This window comes from Enterobacter sp. JUb54 (genome assembly GCF_014298075.1).
Taxonomy (GTDB): domain Bacteria; phylum Pseudomonadota; class Gammaproteobacteria; order Enterobacterales; family Enterobacteriaceae; genus Klebsiella; species Klebsiella lignicola.
Genome location: NZ_CP060418.1, coordinates 2939613 through 2960152, shown reverse-complemented (window position 1 = coordinate 2960152; position 20540 = coordinate 2939613). Strand labels below are relative to the sequence as shown.

The window sequence follows — 20540 nt, the reverse complement described above, 5'->3', positions numbered from 1 at the left end:
ACGATGCAGGTTTGCTTTTACCTTAATTCAGATTAAGCACTTCAAAGGTTGTTTTTTTAACCAAATGGTGAGAATCATCCTGGCGAAATACAATAACGTTATTATCCTGATATTCCCCACGCCAGATGCGTGGCCGGAGCGCGTCAGCGGGCGGGGCGGCAGGCACCTGTCGGATTAATGAATCAATCTAATAAACCCTAGTTTATTCCGCTATCTAATCGAATAAATCACTCTGCGCTATGCTTCTCTCACACAACAGCTGAAGGATAACGTCATGCAAACGGTAAAACTAAATAACGGTATTGAGATGCCCCTGTTGGGCTTTGGTGTCTTCCAGATGACGGATGCCGCAGAGTGCGAGCGTGCCGTGCTGGATGCCCTTGATACCGGCTATCGCCTGATTGATACCGCCGCCTCTTATCAAAATGAAACCCAGGTGGGCAACGCGCTCAGGCAGAGCGGCATCGCGCGCGATGAGCTTTTCGTCACCACCAAACTGTGGCTGCAGGACACCAGTTATGAAGGGGCGAAAGCGCAGTTTGAACGCTCGCTGAACCGCCTGCAGCTGGATTACGTCGACCTGTACCTGATCCACCAGCCTTACGGCGACGTGCACGGGGCGTGGCGGGCGATGGAAGCCTTACAGCAGGCTGGCAAAATCCGCGCGATTGGCGTGAGTAACTTTCACCCGGACAGGCTCGCGGACCTGATGGCCTTTAATCAGGTGGCACCGGCGGTCAACCAAATTGAAGTTAACCCGTTCCACCAGCAGCTGCAGGCGGTGCCGTGGATGCAGAGCCGCGGTATTCAGCCAGAGGCATGGGCGCCTTTTGCCGAAGGGCGAAATGGCCTGTTCCAGCATCCGGTGCTGACCGCGATCGGGGAAAAATATGGCAAAAGCGTCGGCCAGGTCGTTTTACGTTGGATCTACCAGCGCGGCATTGTCTCGCTGGCCAAATCCGTGCGCAAAGCGCGAATGGAAGAGAACATCAATATTCTCGATTTTGAACTGAGCTCAGAGGACATGGTGCGCATTGCCGCCATGGATACCGCCACCAGCGCCTTCTTCTCGCATCGCGATCCGGCGATGGTGGAGTGGCTGACCGGCCGTAAACTCGACGTCTAAACCCAATAACAGAGGAACCAGGCACATGCAAAAACGCTTTCTTGGTCAATCAGGTCTGGAAGTCTCGGCCTTGGGTTTGGGGTGCATGGGCCTCAGCCATGGCTACGGCCCGGCGACGGATACCCGTCAGTCGATTGAACTGATCCGTGCCGCGGTGGCGCGCGGCGTGACCTTTTTCGATACCGCGGAAGTCTACGGGCCGTATCTGAACGAAGAGGTGGTCGGCGAAGCCCTGAAACCGTTTCGCGACCAGGTGGTGATCGCCACCAAATTCGGTTTTACCTTCGGCGATGACAACAAGCAGCAGATCCTCAACAGCCGTCCGGAGCATATTCGCGCGGCGGTCGAGGGGTCGCTGCGCCGCCTTAAAACGGATGTTATCGATCTGCTCTATCAGCACCGGGTTGATCCGGATGTGCCGATCGAGGATGTCGCCGGCACCGTAAAAATGCTGATCGCGGAAGGGAAGGTTAAGCATTTTGGCCTGTCCGAGGCCGGGGTGGAGACCATTCGCCGGGCGCATGCCGTCCAGCCGGTTGCCGCGCTGCAAAGTGAATATTCGATGTGGTGGCGCGAGCCTGAGCAGGCGATTTTACCGCTGCTGGAAGAGCTGGGGATCGGCTTTGTTCCCTTCAGCCCGCTAGGAAAGGGGTTCCTGACCGGCGCGATTAAGCCAGGGGCGACCTTCGGGGCCGATGATTTCCGCAGTAAAGTGCCGCGTTTTGCCGCCGAGGCAATCGCCGCGAACGAACGGCTGATTGCGCTGCTCGGCGAGCTGGCCGCAGAGAAAGGCGTGACGTCGGCGCAAATCGCGCTGGCATGGCTGCTGGCGCAAAAACCGTGGATCGTGCCGATCCCGGGGACCACTAAACTGCATCGTCTGGAGGAGAACCTGGGGGCGGCAGATGTTGTCCTTTCGCCAGCGGATCTGCAGCAGATTACCCAGGCGCTCGATACGGTGAAGATTGTCGGCGAGCGCTATCCCGCAGAGCTTCAGGCGCGGGTAGGGCGGTAGTCGCAACGGGCTGGCGGGTCACCGTCGGCCCGTTATTCCTGGCTTATTGATGACATCAGAACGCTGAGTCTATTCATAGGTGATGGTAAATGTGACCGGTACTTCCACCGCCCCGGAAGTCATGTTGCCATTTAAGCGAAACAGACGGGCGCTGAAGTCGTATGCCATAGCGGCAGTCGACGTGACGCTACCAAGCGTGGCTGGCGTTAACGCGCCAGGGGTGATTACGCTGCCGTTTCGCATAAGTTGAACCCCCACATTTGCCGCATAACCTTCGCCTGTGGTGTTGCTAAATACCGTCTTGTGGGTGCTGTCTGTCGCCCCTTCAAAGGCGAGAGCCGGTAAAAGTCGCGTATCTTCACAGGCCAGACTGATACTGAATGTTGTTTCATTCTGCGTATCGCCCGGATTGGGAAAGCGCTGCTTATAGGCTATCCCTAGCGGCACCTCAGCAGGATAATCTTTTATTTCGCAGGATGCCGCGGTCACGTCAACGCCGCTGAAATTTATATTCAATACGGTTAACAAACCGACTTTTATACTACCGAATAGCCCGGCAGGCAGATGCCCGGAATTAACAGAGCCACCGGCTTTAAAGGCATAGATATTAATATTATAGCCTCCTTTGACAATGATCTCTGACCACGACAGACGTCCGTTTCGTTCAGAAAAGCTGGTCCCATTCAGAGCGTAAAGCTGGGCCAGAGTTTGTGCGGTTGGGGCTCCCGTCGTTCTGTCAGGGTACACCCAGTAACCCTCAGATTTAGACGAGCGAAATACGAAACCGACACGGACATTATTATTCGGGCGGATAAATTTAAATTGTGAGTTAGCGACTAATTCCCCGGTAGGAAAATCTCCACCTTCAAATGTTATCAGGTCCTCCTCAGAGGTACACTGAATAATGTCAGTATAAACATTGGCTGCGCCTGTCATTGCTGCAAGAGTGGGGCCGGAGATATAATCCTGATGAATAATGTAACTGAGTAGTGAACTACCCACCAGGCCAATGGGCGGTGAATAGGTATAGGCCGCCGCCGATTTCCCTGCTAACCACTGACATTCAGCTAGCGCCTGGTTGCTCAAGGTCAGTAACGCTATGCCGGCAAGCGCTGGCGGCAGATATCGTTTTATTTTCATTACAGACACTCCGTCTCTGCCATCATTAATCCGTTCACTTTCATCGCCTTTTTCTCCTCAAAAATCCCGGAGCAACTGCGATCGGCCGATAACACCACCGTCAGCGCTGTACCATCGGCCATACCGGACAGGTAGACCTGACCACCGTCGCCGACAATGCCCTGGCTGTCGCCGGCGCTGACCATCGCCCCGAACGGAACGGCCTGGCCTGCGTGCTTCAGTGTCAACAGGCTGCGGTAACCTTTGCTGGTGTTAAAGTCGGCCAGTACCAGCGCTTCTCGGGTCGGTACTACTTTGACCTCGGCCTGTTTCAGGTCCACGTTTTCTCCCAGAGTGGCGGTGTCCAGACCGACGCGGTTTTCCCGGTAGGCCATCATTGAAGGGACTACCGCATATCCGCGCCAGTCGGTGGTCAGACCGATTTGATTTTTCACCCTGACGCCATCCGCTCCGGGCGAGCGAACGAGGGCATAGGCGCTGCCTTCGTAGAGAGGGGGAGATAAAGTCACGCCGTGAGGGTGCACCACGACGGCTCCTTGAGCTCCCCAGTTAAACTGGCGGCTCTCGCCATAATAGTTAGAGTAGCCAACACTTAATGAGCCCAATCCGCCACGGTAGGTGCCAGAGAGTGCGGTGCTGTTCCTTTCCTGGCTCCCCTCCTGGCGGTAACCCTGCGAGGCCGCCCAGGATAAATTTCGTCCTGCCAGCGCCGTGCCTGACAGGGTGCTATTGAGGGTTGCGCTGCCGGAATCAGAGCGTGTGTAGCTGGTATTCATTCTGATGGAACTGCCGTGGCCAGAGAGCCACTGACCAATGGGCAGGCTGATGCTGAAGGAGGTCACGTTATCCGTCTTCCCGGAGCGCCAGCTTTTACTTTGGGTCTGGCTAAGGTTTACCGTTACGCCGTTGAACGTTTTGCTCCAGCCGCCAGTCAGACTGCGACTACGGCTGTATCCGTTCCAGTATTCCTGCTGATTAGCGGACAACGCCAGGGAACCCAGAGGACCAAGATCCTGACTGAGACTGAGTTGTGCCCGACTTTTGAGTATCGTTCGGTTGACTCTCTCTGCGGTGTGGTAACTGTTACTGGCCTCATCAAAGTCATAATATCCATCCGTAGCATAACGGTATCCGGCGAGCGTCATACTGGTGCCTGTGACTTCAAAACGCTTGCTGTAGCGGGCGCGCCAAGATTGCCCTGTCTGCTTTTCTCCGCTGGAAAAATGAGTCTGCGCATGGGTAACATCGAGCGACAGTGCTCCCAAAATTCCCAGAGCCTGTCCCACGCCCAGCATACCGGAACGGTAGTGTTCCGCTGCGATAAGGCCTGCATACAACGATGTACTGTTCAGTACGCCATACAGAAATTCAGCCTGTATAAAGCGCTGCGCTTGCGTATCGCGACTGTGATAGTAATGTGCGCCAAACTTGCCTGCGGTAGCCGAATATTTAAGCGCACCCTGGCGTATTGATATCGGCGGTGAGGCGAAGGACTGTGTCCAGCTGCGGACTGAACCATCCTCTTCGCGTACGGTTATCTGAAGGTCGCCTGAGGTAGAGGTGGCATACAGGTCATCGATGATAAATGCCCCCGGAGAGACAAAGGTCTGGTAAAGCAGGTTGCCGTTCTGTCTGATTTCCACCGTGGCATTAGTCACCGCCACGCCGGTTATCTGCGGCGCATAGCCCTGTTGGCTGTCGGGCAGCATACTGTCTTGTGTGCTCAGGCTGACGCCCCGAAAGCTGAAACTGTCGAAGATAATCCCGGGGCTGCTGGTATCGCCCATCACTAAGCGCGAGCGCAGGCTGCGGATGTCGCGCTCAAGCCGGGTTTCCAGATTCTGCCACTGGCCGCGGGCAGCGTTGGCCTGATAGTAGCCTGTGTTTCTCAGACGCCATGCGCCAAAATTGGCCCCGCTGCGGAAATTCACATACTGGGTACTGGTGTTTTGTCCGAGGTTTCTGTTGTGATTTTCCGACCCGCTGGCACTGTAGGAAGTAAACAGAAAGGGCAGGCCATCGTCCCATTGCTCCGGGGGAATATACCCACGAGCACGGTTATCCATCGCCGCCTGAGGAATGCTGATATCCAGAATACCGCGTCCAAAATCAAACGGTGTCTCCGCTCCGGGAAGTAACGCCTCCAGGTGGGTAATAATGGCGTCCGGAGCAAGGTTCTTGATGCCGGGAATAACCTGCGTTTTGACACCCAGCGTGCTGAGCAGCTCGGGGGTGAGTTCGGGGCATAATCGGTTATCACAGGCGACAAAATTCATCCGGTATCGGCCAGCGTCACTGCGGTTGACGCGCACGTTTACGTCGTACTCTCCGGGCATCTGGATATCGGTACGTGACAGAAGATCCAGATCGATTTGTTGTCTCTGTTCATCCGTAAGATTAAGGGAGTTGACGTTAAAATAGAGTTCGGCCCGGACGCTCCGACTCCCGTACAGCACACAAAAGATGGCTGCCGTCAGGGCTGTGAGTTGCCCTGCGGATAACAGTTTGCGCATGGTCGTCCTCAGAACGTGAACTTGACGTCTTGTGTGATGCCGCCGAAGTCATTAATGGTGCGCCAGATAACCGTAGAAGGCGTGCCTGCTGGTGAGGGCACCAGAAGCTGGCTATAGGGCTGAATTGTCCCCGGGCGTTCAACTTTCTTTCCGTTGATGACGACGCTTGCGAGAGAGACGACATACGGCGTCGGGTTATCAAAACGCACTCCGCCGCTGACCGAATTCACCTTCAGACTTTCCCCGGCCCGGGAAGCCGCTTCAGACGTCAGTCCGACCGGGCGATAAATCAGCTTGATAATGTTCTGTGTGGCGATCACCATTCGCTGCGGGTTGTTTTTCCGCTCTGTGGCGGGGACGGCACGAACGTTAAGCTGGAACTGCGTTTCACGGTCATTGGGCAGTGATTGCCCGACGTAGACCACGCGTATAGCGATAGTGTCGTTCTGCCCTAGCTTGGAGACCGGTGGCGTGGTGACGAAAGGAATCGCCTGGGTGTTGCGGTTCTTGTCGGACACCCAGGTTTGTACCAGTTGAGGCGTACTTTTCCCTCGGTTTTCAAGGGCAATGCTGGCCTCTTTTTTTGCCGCATCATAAATAAGGCGGGTGCCACCCAGAGTGAGTCCGTCAGCAAGTACAGATAAAGGAAGAAGTGCGGCACCAAAGAGGCACATTGCGTATTTTAAGGTCATTGTCTGGCTCCGGAATAAAAAAGGCCGGTAAAGCAAGGTTATTACCGGCCATCACCGAACGTTATCAGCTGTAATCGATAGTGAAGGTCACGTTGGTATCGATATCTCCACCGGTTTTTGCCGTGGCGGTATCGCTGACCAGATAGGCGTTGAATTTGCCGGTTGCTGACACTACATCCTCGCCCAGTAAGGAGAGGCCGGTGTTGCTGTTCGATACGTCGGTGGTGTAGTAGGTGCCGCTGGCGCCGGCGTCTTCAATACGGATACCGACGCCGGTGATGCCGGATGCAAAGAGTTCAGGTCGGGCAGAAGAGCCCAGAGAAGTCCCGGTGAAGGTGATCTTAGGTGCGTTCTCAACGGCACACTCGGTCAGCTCAATGCTGAATGGCGTACTGACCGTCGATGCTCCTGCCGTGGCCAGAGTGATATTGCTGACCTGACCAAAATCCACGGTTCCGCTGGTTGAAGAGGTCCCTGCAGTATTATTTACAGAACACGCAGCGGCTGAGATGGTGCCGATAAAATTAATAGTACCGTCTGCTGCATTCGCGACACTTGATAAACCCGCAGCGGCGAGCACTAAGGCAATTTTGCCAAATTGGTATAATTTCATTCGATATATTTCCTTCGAGGCTATTAATGGTGCTGGTTAATCATTAATGCGTATCTGCACAAAGCAAACACAACAATTAATATTGTTTCCGTCACCTAGGATACGGTTGGTGCGTTAAATTGAAACTGAAATAATATTTATTCTTTTTAGTTCAATTAACTTCAGGTGGGGTGGGGTTAACTCAGATCTTATGAAATCTTATTTTTTGTTTGGTGTTTTATTTATTGCATTGATATGTATGGGTTTTGTTTGTTGGTTCGAACTTAAGTGAAGATGGGAGTGGCTTTTCTGTGGCACAAGTTGAGATGAGCCAGTTCTTCCTGTTCATAAAATAAAAGGTACAGAATTTAAATGTTTTGGCCCTGGATGATATTGTTTTGGCTGATATTTAACCAATTAAATTGGTGCGGTGTTTCAGAATGGGGGGTATTTTTTTACTGGGAGGATTAAAGGAACGAAAATATTAACATGAACTCCCGTGTTTTTTATCAAAATACATGATTCTTTCACCGGATGATTTGCAGTAGATTACTCCGTGGCTGATACGATAAACATTGCAGCGAGCGCTATCCCGCAGAGCTTCAGGCGCGGGTAGGGCGGTAGTCGCAACGGGCTGGCGGGTCACCGTCGGCCCGGTATTCGTCATCGTTACTCGCTATAGCGCAGCGCATCAATCATCAGCGCGAACGCCGGCGGATGCTGCTTTCGGCTGGGGTAGTAGAGGTAGTAGCCGGGGAAAGCGGGGCACCATGCCTCCAGTACCTGAACCAACGCTCCGCAACGGACCGACTCTGCAATCACATCTTCCGGTACGCAGGCGATGCCAAAGCCGGACTGCGCCGCATCAATCCTTTCTGACAGCAGATTGAAGGTCAGCTGTCCCTCAACCCGCACGCGCAGCGGTTTACCCTCGCGCTCGAACTCCCAGTGATACAGGCCACCGGCGGTAGGCAGGCGCATATTGATACAGCGGTGATGCTGCAGATCATGGGGCGTTTCCGGGGTGCCGTTGGCGGCAAAATAGTCGGGGGAAGCCACCACCGCCATGCGCATATCCGGGCCGATTCTGACGGCAATCATGTCTTTATCGACGCTTTCCCCTAGCCGCACACCGGCATCGAAACGGCCATCCACGATATCCACGAAGCCGTTATCCACCACCAGCTCGACATTGATTTCCGGGTATTCCCGCAGAAACGGTTTCAGCTTCGGCCACACCAGGCTGCGAACGGCGTGTTCACCTGCGGACAGACGGAGATTGCCAGATGCCGTGCCGTTCAGCTGGATCAGCATCTCCAGCTCTTGTTCAAGTTCGGCGAGGCGTGGCTCCAGGCTGGCAATGATGCGCTCACCGGCCTCCGTCGGGGAGACGCTGCGGGTGGTTCGGGTCAGCAGACGCAGGTTTAAACGCGCTTCCAGCGCCTTGATGGCATGGCTGAGCGCGGATTGTGAGACGCCGAGTTTGCCGGCCGCGCGGGTGAAGCTTCGCTCCCTCGCTACCGCCAGGAAGATTTGCAGTTCGTTGAAGTTCTCTTTAAGCATCGGCGATTTCCTTATTGAGCCTGGTCAGCTGCAGGCCGCACTCATGAAGATCGTTCATAGACGCAATCATTTTAGCCCGGTTACTGAGAACAATGGCAAGCGGTATCCTGTTTTTAACGTCATTTTGGTTACTGAATACAGAAGGTGTTCCATGAAAATTCTTATTGCAGGCGCGACCGGTAGCGTCGGCCTCCCGGTCGTAGAGACCGCCATCGCCATGGGCCATCAGCCCAGAGCATTGGTCAGAAATCGTCAGAAAGTGCGGGTGTTACCTCGCCAGACCGAGGTGTGCTACGGCGACGTGGCTCTGCCTGAGACGCTGGCGGAAGCGGTGAAAGAGATTGATGCGGTGATTTTTACCCTCGGCTCCGACGGCCAGGGGCGTATCGGCGCCCGGGCGATTGATTACGGCGGCGTGCGAAATATCCTGCGCCTGCTGGAGGGAACCCAGGTGCGGATCGCTCTGATGTCGACCATTGGGGTCACAGAGCGGCTCAGCAGCTGGAACCAGCGTACCGAAGTCCATGACTGGAAACGGCGCGCCGAGCGTCTGGTCCGGGCCAGCGGGCATCCGTATACCATCGTCCGGCCGGGCTGGTTTGATTACAACAAGGATGATGAGCACCAGCTTGTGATGCTGCAGGGCGACCGTCGCCACGCCGGTACGCCGGATGATGGCGTGATTGCACGGGCGCAAATTGCGCAGGTGCTGATTTGTGCACTCACCAGCGATGCCGCGAAAAACAAAACCTTTGAGCTGGTGGCGGAGAAAGGGGAGGGGCAACGGGATCTCAACCCGCTGTTTGCCGCGCTTCAGGCGGATCGGCCGAAAGATATCGACGCTATTCTGGATATCGACAATATGCCGCTTGCTGAGGAGCCAGCTGGGATTGTCAGTGAGCTAAATTCTTTTCTGAATCAATATGATGAAGTGAAATCTCTTTCCTGACAAAGATGTCAGGGTCTCGTCAGGTCTCCGACAGGCGAGATCCGTATACTGTTTTTCAAGGATGTAAATAATGACGCAGAGACGTTTAATTTAAACGTGGCGGAATATATCCCCTTTCACTTTTTTATTTAACGAGGTATCCGGTATGAAAGCGATCTTAATTTCCGCAGTACTTATCAGTTCAGGCCTGTTTAATGTAGCCAATGCAGCCCAACTGGTGAATGACGCCGCCGGTAAAGAGAAAATCGGCGTTGTCTCCGCCAGCAATGCGCTGACGCTGGATGAGTTGTCCGATGCCTTATCTCAGAAGGCCGATAAGCAAGGCGCCAGCGAGTATAAAATTCTGTCAGCGACCGGTAATAATCGTCTGCATGGTGTTGCCGAAATCTATAAATAATAGATTCACGACATCTTCGGTTGATATCGTTGTTTCTCTAACGTGAGTACTCATTTATGTTTAAAACAGAAGATATCATCGAAGACATTACTGACTGGATCGACCGGAATATACATCAACCGCTGAAGATAGAAGATGTTGCCGCCCGTGCAGGATATTCTAAATGGCATCTTCAGCGTGTTTTTTTTCAGGTAATGAACGTAAGCCTGGGGAAATATATCCGGGAGCAGAAACTGAATCTGGCGGCAAAGGATTTAGTGGAAACCGATGAGGCGATTATCAATATTGCCTGCAAATATGGTTTTGATTCGCAGCAGACCTTCACCCGGGTATTTTCACGGCATTATCGCCTGCCACCCTCGCGCTACCGACATGTGAATCGATATCAGAGCTAAATTTAGACGGTTAGCGAAATCCACCATATCTGAATGATTCACCACTCGCCCTGCATCGACGTCCGCAAGAGCCGCCATTGAGCCCCAGATTGCCTGTGTCCTGACTGCCGCTATTTAAAGAATGTATAGATAACCCTTCTGGCAGTGAATACCACAGCTACCCGGTATTAAATACACTCCCCTACGGCAACGCGTCAGAGAGGAAAGGGCTGTAACGCAGCATTCCTGGTCTGATGTCTATCGTTGTCGAAAACATCGGCAGAATAAATTGTAAATCATCTTCACTTAGGGTTTTTCAATGCGAAATTATTCAGATATGCCTTTGCAGGGCAATCGGGATCTCCAGACTTGCGCCAGTATTTTATCCGATACGGGCATTGAGTTTAATGGCGATCGTTGTTTTGATATCAGAGTTAACAATGACAATTTATTTAAACGCCTGCTGGCCCAGGGGTCGCTTGGGCTAGGCGAAAGCTATATGGATGGCTGGTGGGAGTGCGATCACATTGATGAGATGATTGAGAAAATCCTCATCGCCCATATCGATTCGGCATTACCCCCTAATTTCGGCGATCGCCTGCGGATCATCAAATCCAGATTAACCAATCTGCAATCCAAAAAACGCGCCTGGATTGTCGGGAAAGAGCATTATGATCTCGGCAACGATCTGTTTCACCTGATGCTCGATCCCCATATGCAATATTCTTGTGGCTACTGGGCAAATGCCCGCGATCTGGCGACGGCGCAGCAAGACAAACTGAGGCTGATTTGCGAAAAATTGCAATTACAGCGCGGTATGACCTTGCTGGATATAGGCTGTGGATGGGGCGGTCTGGCGCGTTATGCCGCGGAAAACTACGGCGTCTCCGTGACCGGCATTACCATATCTGCCGAGCAGCAAAAAATGGCCCAGGAACATTGTGCGCTCTGTGATGTTGAGATCCTGCTGCAGGATTATCGCGACCTCGACCGAAAATTCGACCGGGTTGTGTCGGTGGGTATGTTCGAACATGTTGGCCCGAAAAACTATGCCACCTATTTTGATGTAGTAGACCGCAATCTCGTTGCTGACGGTATTTTTCTGCTGCATACCATTGGCGCCAACAAAACCGATCTCAGCGTTGACGCCTGGATTAACAAATATATCTTCCCAAACGGCTGCCTGCCTTCTGTCGCGCAAATTGCTTCGGCCAGCGAATCTCACTTCATTATTGAAGATCTGCACAACTTCGGCGCGGATTATGACCTGACCCTGATGGCCTGGCTGGCGCGCTTTCAGGAGCACTGGCCGCAGCTTGAAAAAAACTACAGCGACAGATTTTATCGGATGTTTACCTACTATCTGACGGCCTGTGCAGGAGCCTTTCGCGCAAGAAACATCCAGCTGTGGCAAATTGTTTTTACGCGCGGCCACCGCGGCGGCCTACGCGTCCCGCGCTGATTGCCTTAATAGAAGAAAGGGTAATTCTCCAGGGTTTCGATGGCATTGTTGATAAAATTCTTAGCCGCCGGCGAACGTTCATGTGAGCGGCTAATTAACGTTAATGGGACATACGCCCCTTCGTTATCAAAATCACAGAAAACGACGCCGGAAGCGGTGTGGCTCATGACTTTCATTGACGCAGGAATAATCGAAATCCCAAGACCGGCACCAACCAGGCTAATAATGGAGGAGAGTTGCGGCGCCATCTGTTTAATCTGCGGCGTATACCCGGAATTATCGAAGAGGGAGATAATCGTATCGTATAACTGTGCACTATAATCTCGTGGGCAGACGATTAACTCCTCATTAACCAGTTGCGCTAATGTGATTTTATTTTTCTGAATCAACGGGTGATTATCAGGTAACACGATGCTCAGCGGTTCGCGCATCAACAGATGCATTTCGGCCTGTTCATTATCGAGGTGATCGGTACGGACAAACGCCAAATCAATAGAGCCATTTTGGATCATATTAATTAATTCAGCAGTATGCACTTCCTCAAGCTGCAAAGTGACATCGGCAAATTGACTCTTAAACTGTTTAATACTGCGGGTAACCACGGTATTAAATACCGAAGAAGAGGTAAAACCGATTTTGAGTACCCCTTTTTCCCCTCTCGATGCCAGCAAGGCTGCGCGCTTTGCGTTTTCAACCAGGCCCGGTAGCTGTCGGGTTTCTTCATAAAAAGCGCTGCCCGCCGCGGTTAGCTCAACGCCTCGTGCCACGCGATGAAACAACCTGGTGCCAATCTCATTCTCCAGATCGCGTATTTGTAAACTTAATGGCGGCTGGCCAATACCGAGCGCCTCAGCGGCGTAAGTAAAACTTTTGGCATCAGCGACAGCCAAAAAATAGCGAATATGTCTTAACTCCATTGAAGCACCTGGCGTGAAAGTGAGTTCGGGATGATTCAGGTGCTAAGTAGTGGAATGACTCAGCACCTGAATAAATATAGCATAGCTTGCCGGACTTAACGGTGCTGGGTATATTTTACCCAGCACTCTTCATGGCTGCGGTTTGTTGGTACTTTTTTATAAACATGATAGCCAATGGAAAATGCCCACTCCAGTGCCGAGTCATAATTATCAAAGAGGCAAACCTCTTTTCCCTCAACCCGCACAACAATCGCGCCAGCATTATTCTCTTCAACAAATGCATTTTTGATCATAACATTATCCTCATTATTTAAAATCACCTGGTTGATGTTCATTTCAGAAAACAGCTTTAATTATATGAACTCCATAAAGGCGTAACAATAATGGGAAAAATCATTTGCGATATGTTTTATATATACCAGCAGGAATGATTACATTGTTAGTGTCAGTTGCTTTATTAAAATACAAAATTACTCTACATATATTTAAATGACATGATGCTACTGCCAATATGATTTATACAAATCGTACATACAGTTAACAATGCGATGGCGGTGGGTTGTTTGTTCACAACTGTGTGCTTCTGGGCAGAAGGGCGGTTTTTTCTACTCATTTCGTGATAATTGACGTGATGCTACCCAAGATTCTCAGAGCAGTAAGGGGGTGAGTTCGAGCTGGAATGTTGGACAGTACTTGATGGAAATGGTGCCGATAATAGGAGTCGAACCTACGACCTTCGCATTACGAATGCGCTGCTCTACCAACTGAGCTATATCGGCCCTGAGAGGGACGTGATCGCCGGGCGAATCACGGGGTAAAAGGTTAAAACTAAGTGGGTGACGCGTCAATGGCCTTATGAATCAAACGGCTACTTTTGCATCACCCGCTTAGCATTAAGCACGAATCGTATCGTCGCCGAAACCGATCCATTTATAGGTCGTTAACGCTTCCAGGCCCATCGGGCCACGGGCGTGCAGCTTCTGCGTGCTGACCGCCACTTCCGCGCCGAGGCCAAACTGGCCGCCGTCGGTGAAGCGGGTAGAGGCGTTGATGTATACCGCTGAGGAATCCACTTCGTTGATAAAACGGTTGGCGTTGCTCAGGGTACGGGTCAGGATGGCATCCGAATGCTGGGTGCCATGCGTGCGGATGTGCTCGATGGCTTCATCCAGGCCGGCAACCACTTTCACGTTCAGATCCAGCGACAGATACTCGTCGTCGTACTGTGCCGCTTGCACCGGTTCGACGCTTGCCGGACCGGCCTGCAGCACCGGCAGCGACAGGGCGTCGGCATGCAGCGTCACGCCGCTCTCCGCCATCTGTTTGCTGAGGGCCGGCAGGAAGCGCCCGGCGATATCCTGATGCACCAGCAGCGTTTCGGCAGAGTTACAGGCGCTCGGGCGTTGAACCTTGGCGTTGACGATAATTTTCAGCGCCTCGGTGATGTCGGAAGAATCATCAATAAAGATATGACACACGCCGATGCCGCCGGTGATCACCGGAATCGTCGACTGCTCGCGGCACAGCTTGTGCAGGCCAGCGCCGCCGCGCGGGATCAGCATGTCGATATACTTATCCATCTTCAGCATCTCGCCAACCAGCGCACGGTCCGGGCTCTCAATGGCCTGGATGGTCGCCGCCGGTAATCCGCACTCCTGCAGGGCCTGCTGAATCACTTTTACCGTCGCGGCATTGGTTCGCCACGTCTCTTTTCCGCCACGCAGAATCGCCGCGTTACCGGTTTTCAGGCACAGGGAGGCGACATCAACGGTCACGTTAGGACGCGCTTCATAAATGACGCCAACTACCCCCAACGGGACGCGACGACGTTCGATCCGCAGCCCGCTATCCAGCAGACCGCCGTCGATGACCTGGCCGACCGGATCCGCCAGATTGCAGACCTGGCGCACATCGCTGGCAATTCCGCTTAACCGTGCCGGGTTGAGCGCCAGACGGTCGAGCAGCGCGTCGCTCAAACCATTAGCACGAGCTTCCTCCAGATCTTGCGCATTCGCGCGCAGGATCTCGTCGGTCTGCGCTTCAAGATAATCGGCAATTTTTTCCAGAACCTGATTCTTTTCGCGACTGGAAAGCTGCGCGAGTTTGTATGAGGCCGCTTTGGCAGCAATGCCCATTTTTTCCAGCATTGGAAGCTCCTTAACGGATGATCATATCGTCACGATGGACCGCCACCGGACCGTATTCATAGCCCAGAATGGCATCAATCTGCTGCGAGTGTTGCCCGGCAATCATGCGCAGGGCATCGCTGTTGTAACGGCTGACGCCGTGGGCAATATCACGACCTTCGCTATTACGAATGCGGATAACCTCGCCACGGGAGAAGTTGCCGGTCACGATTTTGATCCCTTTCGGCAGCAGGGAGCTGCCTCTTTCCAGAATGGCCAGCGTCGCACCGGCATCGACGGTAATTTCACCCGCCGGCGGGGCGCCAAAGATCCAGCGTTTGCGGTTCTCCAGCGGTGATTCCTGCGCATGGAAGCGGGTTCCTACCGACACGCTTTCCATGACATCGGCAATCACGCCTGGGCGGTTGCCGGCAGCAATAATAGTGTCGATGCCCGCGCGGCAGGCGACGTCGGCGGCCTGCAGCTTGGTGCCCATTCCGCCGGTTCCCAGACCAGAAACGCTATCGCCGGCAATGGCTCGCAGCGCGTCATCAATGCCGTAAACGTCTTTGATCAGTTCCGCCTGCGGGTTGTTGCGCGGGTCTGCGGTGAACAGCCCCGGCTGGTCGGTCAGCAGCAGCAGTTTGTCGGCACCGGCCAGAATAGCCGCCAGTGCGGAAAGATTGTCATTGTCGCCGACTTTAATTTCAGCGGTGGCCACGGCGTCATTCTCATTAATGACCGGCACAATGTTGTTATCCAGCAGCGCGCGCAGGGTATCGCGGGCGTTGAGGAAGCGCTCGCGGTCTTCCATATCGGCGCGGGTCAGCAGCATCTGGCCGACGTGAATACCGTAAATAGAAAACAGCTGTTCCCACAGCTGGATCAGACGGCTTTGTCCTACCGCCGCCAGAAGCTGTTTGGACGCAATGGTCGCAGGCAGTTCCGGGTAGCCGAGATGCTCACGTCCGGCGGCAATGGCCCCGGAGGTCACAATGACAATGCGGTGACCCATTGCGTGCAGCTGTGCGCACTGGCGCACTAATTCGACGATATGGGCGCGGTTCAGGCGACGGGATCCGCCTGTTAAAACACTGGTGCCCAGTTTTACCACCAGCGTCTGGCTATCACTCATGATTCTCTGCCGTTCAAAAGGAATATCGATATCGAGCTGATGTTTTAACAGGACTCACGCCGCTTGCCAACACTTGCCGCGTCGGGCGAACCACTTTATTGCGCGAGATCGGGCATTGTGGCGATGCCTCGTGACGAATTTATGACAGAAACATCTAAATACTCTTTTTTATAAAAAGTTCCACATTGTCATAAATTTTTAATATCGGGGCGTTAAAAAACCTCCTGTTTTCACGGGGGCCTTCGCCCGGAATTGATTAGCGCGTATAAATAAATCACCAGGACTGAATAATGAAAAAGAGCTCACTGGCATTAATGATGATGGCTTTTGTCGCATCTTCCGCTACACAAGCAGCAGAAGTTTATAATAAAGACGGCAACAAACTGGACGTCTATGGCAAAGTCAAAGCGATGCACTACTTCAGCGACTATGACAGTAAAGATGGCGACCAGACCTATGTGCGTTTTGGTATTAAAGGTGAAACGCAGATTAACGATCAACTGACCGGCTATGGTCGCTGGGAATCTGAATTCTCCGGCAACAAAACAGAAAGTGACTCCACCCAGAAAACCCGCCTGGCGTTTGCCGGTGTGAAACTGAAAAACTACGGCTCTTTCGATTACGGTCGTAACCTCGGCGCGCTGTACGATGTTGAAGCCTGGACCGATATGTTCCCGGAATTCGGCGGCGACTCTTCCGCGCAGACCGATAACTTTATGACCAAACGTTCCAGCGGCCTGGCAACATACCGCAATACCGACTTCTTCGGGGTGATCGACGGCCTGGATCTGACCCTGCAATATCAGGGTAAAAACGAAGATCGCGACGCCAAGAAACAGAACGGCGACGGTTTCGGCACCTCATTAAGCTATGACTTTGGCGGCAGTGATTTCGCCGTCAGCGCGGCCTACACCAGCTCTGACCGTACCAACGACCAGAACCTGCTGGCACGCGGCGTGGGCTCCAAAGCCGAAGCCTGGGCTACCGGCCTGAAATATGACGCCAACAATATCTACCTGGCGACCATGTATTCTGAAACCCGCAAGATGACGCCAATCACTGGCGGCTTCGCTAACAAAGCGCAGAACTTTGAAGTCGTGGCTCAGTACCAGTTCGACTTCGGTCTGCGTCCGTCCCTGGGCTATGTCCTGTCGAAAGGCAAAGACATCGAAGGTATCGGCAACGAAGATCTGGTCAACTATATCGATGTCGGTTTGACCTATTACTTCAACAAAAACATGAACGCCTTTGTTGATTACAAAATCAACCAGCTGAACAGCGATAATAAGCTCGGCATCAACGATGACGACATCGTGGCGCTGGGGATGACTTATCAGTTCTGATGAGACGCCGCCCCGCAGGGATGGCGAGGCACAAAGACCAACCGCAGCATAATAGCTGCGGTTTTTTTATGGCGGGAAATTAATGATTTTTTGCCAGATGCTGCGGGTCGCTGTTCATGGTGACCTGCGCGTTATACTCCTTCGGCAGGCGGCGCGCCTGATAGAATACCGAGTTCCAGTACGGGTTATCTAATGAAGAGCGCATCACTCCCTGGCTGCTCGAGGCGTGCAGGAAATTGTGCTCCGTATCGTAGAACCCGACGTGCATCCCGCCGTGGATCCGGAAGAACACCAGGTCCCCAGGACGCAGCTGCTGGCGGCTCACGCGAACGCCCATATGCAGCAGATCGCCGGTGGTGACGCGCTCCATCGGCAAATTGAAACGGTCTTTGAGCGTGCGCCAGACGAAGCCCGAACAGTCGACGCCGCTTTTGGCCGTGCCGCCCCATTCATAAGGTGTGCCGTCCCAGGTGTGCATTTGATCGTGCAGGGCCGCGACGACCGGGATCAGATCGTCCGATCCGCTATCGATCGGCTCATAGTGATGGTGGGCCGTGGTTTTAGGTGGCTTTTTAGCCGACGATGAACATCCTGCCAAAATCAAAAAAGGAATAAATAATAAAACAAGGGACAGTTTAGGCTTCATATCATTATTTTCATGTCAGGGGATCGACCGTCGTCTTTTATAACGTATTCTCCATATCGCCAGAAAGGGTTAGTGAAAAATTTACGAAACCTTACGTATGGAAAACCACCACATTCCGTTTTTTTAACATGCTGATTAAATATCCTGGAGTAATCCGTGGTGTTGTTTATTAATAAACAATTTCACGCTGAAACCATATTTAGTGAAAAATAATAAGACTCATCTTATTTAACTTTATCTTCCGGCGGTGGGGCAGGTGAAAGATCCTCATCATCCCGCCATTGCGCGGCGGGGCTGGCGTCCAGTACTTTGTTCGTTCAGGGAACTTTTGAGGCCAACTTATGCATCTGGATTTTCGCCAACTGCGCAACTTTGTGGCGTTGGTTGAATATGGCAGCTTTCACCGCGCCGCAGAGGCGGTATGCCTGTCGCAATCGGCATTCAGCCGCAGCATTCAGGCGCTGGAGCAGAGCGTCGGCCATCCGTTATTCGACCGGCAAAGTAAACTACCAACGCTGACGCTGCACGGGCAAAAGCTGCTGCCTTACGCTCGCCGTTTCCAGGAGCTTAACGTTGAGCTCAGCAGCCTGCTGTGTGAAGCCGATGACGACCAGAATGGCGAAGTGGCGTTCGGCTGCGGGCCGGCCCCCGCGGCGCGTCTGATCCCGGCGGCCATCGGCGCGTTTCATCGTCGTCTGCCACAGGCGAGAGTGCGGTTTCAGGTCGACAACTGGTTTGCCCTGCATCACGCCCTGACTACCCAGCAGTATCCTTTCGTGGTGGCCGATAGCTGGCACGCCGAGCTGGATCCGCAACTGCGGGTTCAACCGCTTAGCCCGCAACGTTGTTTCTTCGTCTGCCATGCCGATCATCCTCTGGCTCGCCGGGGGCCGGTCTCCATTCAGGAGATGCTGCGCTACCCCTTTGCCGCGCCGTACCTACCGCCGGGCGTGAGAAAAGTGCTGGCGACCCTCAGCCAGCAGCAGGATTTCACGCCGGCGATCCAGTGCGATCACATCTATGCGCTGTTGTCGACGCTGGCGGCGACTCAGGCTATCAGCTTTGCCAGTGAAGATGGTTTCGCCCTGTGCCAGCACTGCCATCGCCTGGTGAGGCTGGAGCTCAGCGACCTTCCGGAAGAGTGGCGGCTGATGCAGACCCGGTTTGCCATTATCTCTCCGGTGCACTCCGCCCGCTTACCGCTGGTCGACGCGCTGATCGATATTATTCTGCACACCGACCGCCAGCATCAGATCGCGCTGCTGGCGCAGGAGGAGGGGGCTTAGCCGGCGTGCGCCGCCTGGCCTTTCGCATCGTACTGCGGCCAGTGATTTTCCAGCTGCTGTGCCTTCAGGGCCTGTTCGACAAACTGGCCGTCTACCCACTGGCTGACCTCAACGCTGTTGCGGATCAATCGGCCCGATTTGGCCTGCTCGACGCTGCTGCTGAAGCTGTCGGTGAGGAAAGGATCGATCCGCGGCGAGGTGGTGAAGTTGAGATCCTCGGGGCGCAGATCTTCAAGGAACAGCGCCTGTGGGATCTGGCTCTGCTGCGCCATCTCCGCCGACCAGGCCTCGCGATTGGCCGGGTTGCTGATTTCGGCGGCGTTTTTCACTAGTACATCAATAATTTGCTGAGTAGCCTGCGGCCAGGCCTGAATAAACTCCTGGGTGCCAAGGAAGCCCGCCTGGGTCGTGTTCTGGCGGCCTGAATCGCCGCTCTTCACCACCACGTTAATCTTATCGCCGCGTAGCGCCAGCAGTGAAATGCCGCCCCATACCGCATCAACACGGCCGGCCGCCAGCGCGGCTTTCCCGGCGCTCCAGTCAAGATTGATGACCTGCATACTGCGTTCGTTAAGCCCGACGGTTTGCAGCGCCCGGTCGAAGGCCAGCTGGTCCGCCGTCCCGCGATAGACCGCCACGCGCTTACCGCGCAGATCCGCCAGCTGCTTAATTCCCGATGCCGTGGTTGCCGCGAGGTAAGAATCAGACCCCCGGCTGCCCAGCAGCAGGCGCGTCGGGAGGCCGTTGGCCTTGCCGATAATCGCCGCCAGGTCGCCGAGATAGACAAAATCGAGCTGGCGGTTCGCCAGCGCTTCATTCACCGCCGGACCTGCCCCTTTAAAAAACTGCCACTGCACCTCTATGCCCTGCGGTTTAAACACCGCTTCCAGTTGATGGCGGATAAACGCCATGCCGACCGGGCCTTCAATAAACGGTTTGCTGCCGGCGCTCTGATCCGGCACGCCGATACGAATGGTGCGCAGGCTGTCGGCCTGCACGCTGGCGACCAGGGCGATGACGGCGGTCAACGCGACGGCGGTACGGATAAAAAATGCTTTCATCATAAAGGGTGACTCCCGAGTTTTTTTCTCACCCTAAAGAGGCTAACCGCCTGCTGTTAAATGCTTTTATTGGCAGAGCAAAGGTAAAAAAAAGCTAAATCACGGCCCGCGTGGTCGCCAGGCTGAGATGCATTTTCTGCATCGGGATTATTCAACAAACGCAATGGCGATGGGCGGCAAAGCACGTTTTTATAGCGACATGA

General features: G+C 53.7%; 19 protein-coding genes and 1 tRNA gene. 8 read left to right on the top strand and 12 right to left on the bottom strand.

The annotated features are described in order from the left end of the window. Window positions 1–274 precede the first annotated feature (274 nt). Window positions 275–1126 carry an aldo/keto reductase gene (locus tag HF679_RS13630; RefSeq protein ID WP_123755584.1) on the top strand — a complete coding sequence of 284 codons (852 nt, stop codon included), beginning with the start codon at window positions 275–277 and terminating at the stop codon, window positions 1124–1126. 25 nt (window positions 1127–1151) lie between these two features. Then, window positions 1152–2141 carry an aldo/keto reductase gene (locus HF679_RS13625; RefSeq protein ID WP_123755585.1) on the top strand — a complete coding sequence of 330 codons (990 nt, stop codon included), beginning with the start codon at window positions 1152–1154 and terminating at the stop codon, window positions 2139–2141. A gap of 69 nt (window positions 2142–2210) precedes the next feature. Here the strand turns inward: HF679_RS13625 and HF679_RS13620 are convergent, their stop codons facing one another. The 5 genes from HF679_RS13620 to HF679_RS13600 form a co-directional block, all read right to left on the bottom strand. Then, window positions 2211–3281, bottom strand: a complete 1071-nt coding sequence (locus tag HF679_RS13620) for a fimbrial protein (RefSeq protein ID WP_123755586.1) — start codon at window positions 3279–3281, stop codon at window positions 2211–2213. Continuing rightward, window positions 3281–5794, bottom strand: coding sequence for a fimbria/pilus outer membrane usher protein (locus HF679_RS13615; RefSeq protein WP_187042129.1), 2514 nt, complete (start codon window positions 5792–5794; stop codon window positions 3281–3283). Before HF679_RS13615 ends, HF679_RS13620 begins: the two co-directional genes overlap by 1 nt. 8 nt (window positions 5795–5802) lie before the next feature. Continuing rightward, window positions 5803–6486, bottom strand: coding sequence for a molecular chaperone (locus tag HF679_RS13610; protein ID WP_123755588.1), 684 nt, complete (start codon window positions 6484–6486; stop codon window positions 5803–5805). Window positions 6487–6550: 64 nt separating this feature from the next. Continuing rightward, on the bottom strand, window positions 6551–7099 hold the full coding sequence (locus HF679_RS13605) for a fimbrial protein (protein WP_123755589.1): 549 nt from the start codon (window positions 7097–7099) through the stop codon (window positions 6551–6553). A 648-nt stretch (window positions 7100–7747) separates the two neighbouring features. Further along, window positions 7748–8641, bottom strand: a complete 894-nt coding sequence (locus HF679_RS13600; RefSeq protein ID WP_123755590.1) for a LysR family transcriptional regulator — start codon at window positions 8639–8641, stop codon at window positions 7748–7750. A gap of 151 nt (window positions 8642–8792) precedes the next feature. Here HF679_RS13600 and HF679_RS13595 point away from each other — a divergent pair, with 151 nt between their 5' ends. The 4 genes from HF679_RS13595 to cfa all read left to right on the top strand — a co-directional run bounded on the left by HF679_RS13595 (window position 8793) and on the right by cfa (window position 11823). Then, window positions 8793–9590 (top strand): SDR family oxidoreductase, encoded by a 798-nt coding sequence (locus tag HF679_RS13595; protein WP_123755591.1) that lies wholly within the window; start codon window positions 8793–8795, stop codon window positions 9588–9590. A gap of 145 nt (window positions 9591–9735) precedes the next feature. After that, complete coding sequence (locus HF679_RS13590; RefSeq protein ID WP_123755592.1) at window positions 9736–9987, top strand: DUF1471 domain-containing protein; 252 nt, start codon at window positions 9736–9738, stop codon at window positions 9985–9987. Window positions 9988–10043: 56 nt separating this feature from the next. Further along, window positions 10044–10382, top strand: a complete 339-nt coding sequence (locus tag HF679_RS13585; RefSeq protein WP_123755593.1) for a helix-turn-helix domain-containing protein — start codon at window positions 10044–10046, stop codon at window positions 10380–10382. Between the two features lie 316 nt (window positions 10383–10698). Beyond that, window positions 10699–11823, top strand: coding sequence for a cyclopropane fatty acyl phospholipid synthase (gene cfa / locus HF679_RS13580; protein ID WP_227540130.1), 1125 nt, complete (start codon window positions 10699–10701; stop codon window positions 11821–11823). 5 nt (window positions 11824–11828) lie between these two features. Here the strand turns inward: cfa and HF679_RS13575 are convergent, their stop codons facing one another. The 5 genes from HF679_RS13575 to proB all read right to left on the bottom strand — a co-directional run bounded on the left by HF679_RS13575 (window position 11829) and on the right by proB (window position 16001). Beyond that, window positions 11829–12740 (bottom strand): LysR family transcriptional regulator, encoded by a 912-nt coding sequence (locus tag HF679_RS13575; protein ID WP_187042128.1) that lies wholly within the window; start codon window positions 12738–12740, stop codon window positions 11829–11831. 95 nt (window positions 12741–12835) lie between these two features. Then, window positions 12836–13033: a hypothetical protein gene (locus HF679_RS13570; protein WP_148060392.1), complete on the bottom strand. Its 198-nt coding sequence runs from the start codon at window positions 13031–13033 to the stop codon at window positions 12836–12838. Between the two features lie 410 nt (window positions 13034–13443). Further along, window positions 13444–13519, bottom strand: a tRNA-Thr gene (locus HF679_RS13565). A 114-nt stretch (window positions 13520–13633) separates the two neighbouring features. After that, a complete protein-coding gene (gene proA, locus HF679_RS13560) occupies window positions 13634–14887 on the bottom strand; it encodes a glutamate-5-semialdehyde dehydrogenase (protein ID WP_123755597.1) in 1254 nt (417 codons plus the stop codon). 10 nt (window positions 14888–14897) lie between these two features. Further along, a complete protein-coding gene (gene proB, locus HF679_RS13555) occupies window positions 14898–16001 on the bottom strand; it encodes a glutamate 5-kinase (RefSeq protein WP_123755598.1) in 1104 nt (367 codons plus the stop codon). Window positions 16002–16291: 290 nt separating this feature from the next. Between proB and phoE the strand changes: the two genes are divergently transcribed. After that, a complete protein-coding gene (gene phoE / locus HF679_RS13550) occupies window positions 16292–17344 on the top strand; it encodes a phosphoporin PhoE (protein ID WP_123755599.1) in 1053 nt (350 codons plus the stop codon). A gap of 79 nt (window positions 17345–17423) precedes the next feature. Here phoE and HF679_RS13545 read toward each other — a convergent pair whose 3' ends face one another. After that, window positions 17424–17990, bottom strand: coding sequence for an NlpC/P60 family protein (locus HF679_RS13545; protein WP_123755600.1), 567 nt, complete (start codon window positions 17988–17990; stop codon window positions 17424–17426). 341 nt (window positions 17991–18331) lie between these two features. On the opposite strand from HF679_RS13545, the gene HF679_RS13540 reads away from it, so the two are divergent. Continuing rightward, complete coding sequence (locus tag HF679_RS13540) at window positions 18332–19276, top strand: LysR family transcriptional regulator (protein ID WP_187042127.1); 945 nt, start codon at window positions 18332–18334, stop codon at window positions 19274–19276. On the opposite strand, the gene HF679_RS13535 is transcribed toward HF679_RS13540, so the two are convergent. Next, window positions 19273–20340, bottom strand: a complete 1068-nt coding sequence (locus HF679_RS13535) for an ABC transporter substrate-binding protein (RefSeq protein ID WP_187042126.1) — start codon at window positions 20338–20340, stop codon at window positions 19273–19275. The genes HF679_RS13540 and HF679_RS13535 overlap by 4 nt on opposite strands. Between the last annotated feature and the right edge of the window lie 200 nt (window positions 20341–20540).

What these genes read in the sequence shown, in the direction of transcription:
- HF679_RS13630 (WP_123755584.1), top strand. Translation starts at nt 275, where the DNA reads ATGCAAACGGTAAAACTAAATAACGGTATTGAGATGCCCCTGTTGGGC.
- HF679_RS13625 (WP_123755585.1), top strand. Translation starts at nt 1,152, where the DNA reads ATGCAAAAACGCTTTCTTGGTCAATCAGGTCTGGAAGTCTCGGCCTTG.
- HF679_RS13620 (WP_123755586.1), bottom strand. Translation starts at nt 3,281, where the DNA reads ATGAAAATAAAACGATATCTGCCGCCAGCGCTTGCCGGCATAGCGTTA.
- HF679_RS13615 (WP_187042129.1), bottom strand. Translation starts at nt 5,794, where the DNA reads ATGCGCAAACTGTTATCCGCAGGGCAACTCACAGCCCTGACGGCAGCC.
- HF679_RS13610 (WP_123755588.1), bottom strand. Translation starts at nt 6,486, where the DNA reads ATGACCTTAAAATACGCAATGTGCCTCTTTGGTGCCGCACTTCTTCCT.
- HF679_RS13605 (WP_123755589.1), bottom strand. Translation starts at nt 7,099, where the DNA reads ATGAAATTATACCAATTTGGCAAAATTGCCTTAGTGCTCGCCGCTGCG.
- HF679_RS13600 (WP_123755590.1), bottom strand. Translation starts at nt 8,641, where the DNA reads ATGCTTAAAGAGAACTTCAACGAACTGCAAATCTTCCTGGCGGTAGCG.
- HF679_RS13595 (WP_123755591.1), top strand. Translation starts at nt 8,793, where the DNA reads ATGAAAATTCTTATTGCAGGCGCGACCGGTAGCGTCGGCCTCCCGGTC.
- HF679_RS13590 (WP_123755592.1), top strand. Translation starts at nt 9,736, where the DNA reads ATGAAAGCGATCTTAATTTCCGCAGTACTTATCAGTTCAGGCCTGTTT.
- HF679_RS13585 (WP_123755593.1), top strand. Translation starts at nt 10,044, where the DNA reads ATGTTTAAAACAGAAGATATCATCGAAGACATTACTGACTGGATCGAC.
- cfa (WP_227540130.1), top strand. Translation starts at nt 10,699, where the DNA reads ATGCCTTTGCAGGGCAATCGGGATCTCCAGACTTGCGCCAGTATTTTA.
- HF679_RS13575 (WP_187042128.1), bottom strand. Translation starts at nt 12,740, where the DNA reads ATGGAGTTAAGACATATTCGCTATTTTTTGGCTGTCGCTGATGCCAAA.
- HF679_RS13570 (WP_148060392.1), bottom strand. Translation starts at nt 13,033, where the DNA reads ATGATCAAAAATGCATTTGTTGAAGAGAATAATGCTGGCGCGATTGTT.
- proA (WP_123755597.1), bottom strand. Translation starts at nt 14,887, where the DNA reads ATGCTGGAAAAAATGGGCATTGCTGCCAAAGCGGCCTCATACAAACTC.
- proB (WP_123755598.1), bottom strand. Translation starts at nt 16,001, where the DNA reads ATGAGTGATAGCCAGACGCTGGTGGTAAAACTGGGCACCAGTGTTTTA.
- phoE (WP_123755599.1), top strand. Translation starts at nt 16,292, where the DNA reads ATGAAAAAGAGCTCACTGGCATTAATGATGATGGCTTTTGTCGCATCT.
- HF679_RS13545 (WP_123755600.1), bottom strand. Translation starts at nt 17,990, where the DNA reads ATGAAGCCTAAACTGTCCCTTGTTTTATTATTTATTCCTTTTTTGATT.
- HF679_RS13540 (WP_187042127.1), top strand. Translation starts at nt 18,332, where the DNA reads ATGCATCTGGATTTTCGCCAACTGCGCAACTTTGTGGCGTTGGTTGAA.
- HF679_RS13535 (WP_187042126.1), bottom strand. Translation starts at nt 20,340, where the DNA reads ATGATGAAAGCATTTTTTATCCGTACCGCCGTCGCGTTGACCGCCGTC.